At 60.3% G+C, this 5,108-nt stretch carries 4 protein-coding genes; all 4 read right to left on the bottom strand.

Translation table 11 applies throughout. The annotated features are described in order from the left end of the window. Positions 1-77: 77 nt before the first annotated feature. Entirely contained in the window at positions 78-1,529 is a 1,452-nt protein-coding gene (locus tag D6877_RS16805; protein WP_024011673.1) for a mannose-1-phosphate guanylyltransferase/mannose-6-phosphate isomerase, read from the bottom strand. Between the two features lie 102 nt (positions 1,530-1,631). Beyond that, entirely contained in the window at positions 1,632-2,288 is a 657-nt protein-coding gene (locus D6877_RS16810) for an alginate O-acetyltransferase AlgF (protein WP_016771605.1), read from the bottom strand. A 14-nt stretch (positions 2,289-2,302) separates the two neighbouring features. After that, complete coding sequence (locus D6877_RS16815; RefSeq protein WP_130911510.1) at positions 2,303-3,475, bottom strand: alginate O-acetyltransferase; 1,173 nt, start codon at positions 3,473-3,475, stop codon at positions 2,303-2,305. Positions 3,476-3,485: 10 nt separating this feature from the next. Further along, positions 3,486-5,051, bottom strand: coding sequence for an MBOAT family protein (locus D6877_RS16820; protein WP_024011674.1), 1,566 nt, complete (start codon positions 5,049-5,051; stop codon positions 3,486-3,488). Positions 5,052-5,108 lie beyond the last annotated feature (57 nt).

Raw genomic sequence — 5,108 nt, forward strand, 5'->3', positions numbered from 1 at the left:
AAAAAAAGCCCCCGCCCAGCCCGCTGCGGATAGGGAACGCAACGGGCTGGACGAGGGCTTCTCGTTTTAGTGATCGATTACTGCGCGATGGTCTTCACCGACACGCCGCGTTCGATCGGGGTGGAGCGGCCGTAGATATCTTCGAAACGCTCGATATCGTCTTCACCCAAGTACGAACCCGACTGCACTTCGATGATTTCCAGCGGGATCTTGCCCGGGTTGCGCAGGCGATGCACCGAGGCGATCGGGATGTAGGTCGACTGGTTTTCGGTGAGCAGGAACACGTTCTCGTCGCAGGTTACTTCGGCGGTGCCGCTGACCACGATCCAGTGTTCGGCGCGGTGGTGGTGCATCTGCAGCGACAGGCACGCGCCCGGCTTGACCGAGATGTGCTTGACCTGGAAACGCCCGCCCATGTCCACCGAGTCGTACGAGCCCCACGGACGATAGACTTCGCAGTGGTTCTGGGTTTCGCTGCGGCCTTGGGCGTTGAGGGTGTTGACCATCTGCTTGACGCCCTGGACCTTGTCCTTGTGGGCAATCATCATCGCGTCCTTGGTTTCGACCACGACGATGTTTTCCAGGCCGATCACCGAAACCAGTTTGCCGTTGCCGTGGATCATGCAGTTCTTGCTGTCCTGGATGACCACGTCGCCTTTGCTGACGTTGCCGTTGGCGTCTTTCTCGTTGACTTCCCACAGCGACGACCAGCAGCCGACATCGCTCCAGCCGGCGGTCAGCGGCACCACGCAGGCGCGCTGGGTTTTTTCCATCACCGAATAGTCGATGGAGTTGTCCGGGCAGCAGGCAAAGGTGGCTTCGTCGAAGGTGATGGTGTCGGCGTCCTGCTGGCTGCGCTCAAGGGTCAGCAGGCAGGTGTCGTAGATGTCCGGATCGTGCTTTTTCAGTTCTTCGAGGAAGCGGCTGGCGCGGAACAGGAACATGCCGCTGTTCCAGTAGTAACCGCCGGATTCGACGTACTCGGTGGCGCGCTTGACGTCCGGTTTTTCCACGAAGTGCGAGACGCGGCTGACGCCTTCGGGCAGCAGCGAATCAGCGGTGGATTTGATGTAGCCGTAGCCGGTTTCCGGTTTGGTCGCCGGTACGCCGAACAGGACCATCTCGCCGTTCTCGGCTGCGACAGTCGCCAGGGCCAGCGCACGTTGCAGGGCTTTCTGGTCTTCCAGTACGTGGTCGGCCGGCAGCACCAGCATCAGTTCGTCACGGCCTTCATTGACCAGCATCATCGCGGTCAGCGCTACGGCCGGCGAAGTGTTGCGGCCGAACGGTTCCATCAGGATGCGCTGGCATTCCAGATTGCGTGCGGCCAGTTGCTCGTTGACGATGAAACGGTGTTCCTTGTTGCAGACCACGATCGGCGTGTCCATGCCTTCGAACACCAGGCGCTCGAGGGTTTGCTGGAACAGTGTGTGTTCGCCGGTCAGGGCGAGGAATTGCTTGGGGAACTGCTTGCGCGAAAGAGGCCACAGACGCGAACCGCTACCACCTGACAAGATCACCGGAATCATAGTGTTTACTCCATAAAATGCAGTTGAGAGCTGCAAGCTGCAAGTGTTGAGTTAGAAGCACTTCACTTGCAGCTTGAAGCTAGTAGCTGATAGCTCGAGCGATTAGCGAGTCGACACCGGGCGTTTCACCCAGACTGGCGACAGGTTGCTGCCGTTGCCGGTGACGTACAGCACGGCTGCCTCACCACGCTCCAGGGCGACCGGTTTCACGTCGCCGACTTTCTTGTCGCCTTCGTACAGCGCCAGGCTGACTTTCACCGGGTTGATTTCACGTTCGCCACGGCCCTTGGCTGCCACGTTCGGCACCACTTCGGTCTTGCCGTCGGCGGTCTTCAGGGTCAGCGGCTTGTCGCTGAGGTTCTGTACACGTACCAGGGATTTCTGCTTGTTCTTGAACGGCGGCTCTTCGATCAGTTGTGGCGCGCCGGAAGCGTTGTTGACCAGGGTGTAGTAGTGGTCACCGGCGAGTTTCACCGGCAGGGTCTGGCTGCCGACTTTGGCGCTGTAGTCGCCGCCCGGCATGAAGCTGAAGTCGCTGCTGGCCAGTGGCGCGATATCGCTCAGGTTGGTGCTGCCGACAGTCGCGCTGACTTCAGCGTTGCTGGCGTTGTAGACACGCACGAAGGTCGAGCCTTTCGGTGCGGTCGGGCCGTACAGCGCGGCGTCGCCGCCGGCGAAGGCTGGGACGGAAAGTACGCTGAGGCCAGCAACCAGTGCGAAGCTTTTAGCGAGACGACGAGGAGTAGTAGTGAAAGTCATGGTGTACCTCTCTTTCAGTTTTGCGCCCGATCGGGCGTCTCGGATTTAGCGTTGATGGCTACGTTTTGTTGGCGGGCGCCGGCTTGTTTGAGCTCTGCGACCCACTGCGGGTCGGCGTCGCCGATTTCGTTGTTCACAGGCAGATATCGTTCAGGAAACTCCCAGATCAGCACTTGTGGCGGGCTGTTCTTGAAGTCATCGCTTTTCAGGTAGCTGAGCATCGGCAGAATCGGGCCATGGCCGTCTTCGGCGTAGTTGACGACGTCGCTGTGCAGCGCTTGTTTGAGCGCACCGACGAAGTTCCAGTTGGGGTTGGCGCTGTAGCTGGTGCCGATCAGCGCGACCGGTACTTCGCTGTTGGCGAACAGGGCGTCGTCACCGGCAGGCTGCTCGGCGGCAACGGTGTTGCGTTTGAGCAGTGGCTCAGGCGCCGGCATCATGTTTTCGAACAGCGGATCGAGCGGCAGGAACAGACGCAGATCGCCCTTGTGCGTGATCTTCTCTGCTGGCGTGGTGACGAAGCGCTGTGGCTCGCCGCTCAGCGGGAATTTCTCGGCAATGGTTTTCGCCAGCGTGTTGGCGGCGATCTCGGCGCCTTCCGGCGTCCAGTGGGTGTCGGTGCGCAGGAACACTTGCTGACCGTTCTGCTTGGCCTGTTGCAGCGGGCCGAGCAGGTCAGGGGCGAGGATCTTGTCGGCCGCGACACGGGCGTGGAAATCCTGATACAGGTTCTGGTGAATGCTCGAAGGCTTCACTTCATCCAGATGCTCCGGATACAGACGCACCTTGGCCGGCACGATCGCCATCACCAGTTTCACGCCTTTCTCTTTCAGGGTCTGGCGCACGCCTTCGACCAGCGCGTAGTTGCCTTGCAGGTTCTGCTGTTCGTTGACGATCGGGTTGAATTCCTCATCGCTGTACAACCACTGGTCGCGGCCGAGCACGACGCCCGGACGACCTTCGTTGAACAGTTTGAAATCCAGCGCGGCCCAGAGGTTGGTGCCCAGACGCTTGATCGGGAATTCATCGTCGTAGTGGGTTTCCACCGCCTTGGTCCAGCGGCCATTGAGCACCGTCGCGTCGGCGTTGGTGCTGAAGCCGAAGAAGCTGCGAATCGACCACAGACCGAGGACCAACAGCGTCACCAGGAACAGGGCGATGTAGAAGATGCGTAATGAGCGGGTCATGTCAGATCCCTCAGAACTGGAAGTAAAGGAACGGCGAGAAGCTTTGCGCCGAGAGTTTGAGAATCGAGGCGATGAACAGCAGCAGGATCAGCCCGCGCATCACGTAGCGCGACCAGTCGGCGGTCCAGTAGGCCGGTTGCACCTGGGCTTCGACGCCGACGGTGTAGCCAGGTTCGTGGATGCTCGCCGGATTTTCCCCAGGCGCTGCCTTGATCATTCCCGGCGTCGCGGTCGCAGGGCCATCGGCCTCGACGTTGACTTCCGGTTTGGTCTTGGCTGGCGGCTGATTGGTGTACAGGTCACGCAGGCCGAAGAAGGCCAGGGTCACGTAAGCCACCACCAGGGTTGCCACTTGCAGACCGGTGAGGCTGGCCTGATTGAGTTCCGACAGCGACCAGTCGCCGAAGCTGAACATCGCGCCGTACATGCGCCCGGCAACGTGCAGGTTCTCGGCACGGAAGATCACCCAGCCCATCACTACCAGCAGGAAGGTCAGTGCCCAACGGATCGGGTTGAGGCTGCGCGGCGAAGTGTTCAGGCCGAGCATTTTTTCGATCGCCAGCCACATGCCGTGCCAGGCGCCCCAGATGATGTAAGTGATGTTCGCGCCGTGCCACAGACCACCGAGCAGCATGGTCAGGAACAGGTTGCGATAGGTCATCAGCGTGCCTTTACGGTTACCGCCGAGGGTGATGTACAGGTAGTCACGCAGCCAGGTGGAGAGGCTGATGTGCCAGCGGCGCCAGAACTCGGTGATCGACTGGCTGATGTACGGCTGCTTGAAGTTTTCCATGAAGCGGAAACCCATCATCAAGCCCAGGCCGATGGCCATGTCGCTGTAGCCGGAGAAGTCGAAATACAGCTGCGCGGTGTACGCCAGCGCACCGAGCCAGGCGTCACCCGTGGTCGGGTTCTGCAGGGCGAAGCAATGGTCGGCGACCACAGCGAGGGTGTCGGCGATGAAGACCTTCTTGATGAAACCCTGCATGAACCGCGTGCAGCCCTCGGAGAACTTGTCGAGGGTGTGCGTGCGGTTGTTGAACTGGTCGGCCAGATCGCGGAAACGCAGGACCGGGCCGGCAATCAGGTGCGGGAAGATCGCCACGAATGCTGCGAAGTCGATCAGGTTGCGCGTGGCCGGAGTGTCGCCACGGTACACGTCGATGATGTAGCTGATCGATTCGAAGATGTAGAACGAAATACCGATCGGCAGCAGCACGTGGGTGAGGATGAACGGCTCGAGACCGAACGAAGTCATGATCTCGTTGATGCTGTCGACACCGAAGTTGGCGTACTTGAAGTAGCCGAGGATGCACAGGTCGACGGCCACGCCGAGCAGCAGCCAGCGCTGCGCCGGTTTGGTTCGCACGCCGGCAGCACCGACCTTGAGGCCGATCCAGTAGTTCCACAGCGTGACCGCTGCGAACAGCGCGAGGAAGTCCACTCGCCACCAGGCGTAGAACACGTAGCTGGCGATCAGCAGCAGCAGGTTGCGATAGCGTTGCCCGCTCAGGTAGTACAAGCCGAGAAAGATCGGCAAGAACAGAAACAGGAACACGTTGGATGAAAATACCATCCCGATCTCTCCATGTTTGAACCAACAGTCAAGGGCCAAAGCCCCCCCAAACCCCCC

The organism is Pseudomonas sp. Sample_9 (assembly GCF_004307535.1).
GTDB classification, from domain to species: domain Bacteria; phylum Pseudomonadota; class Gammaproteobacteria; order Pseudomonadales; family Pseudomonadaceae; genus Aquipseudomonas; species Aquipseudomonas mercuritolerans.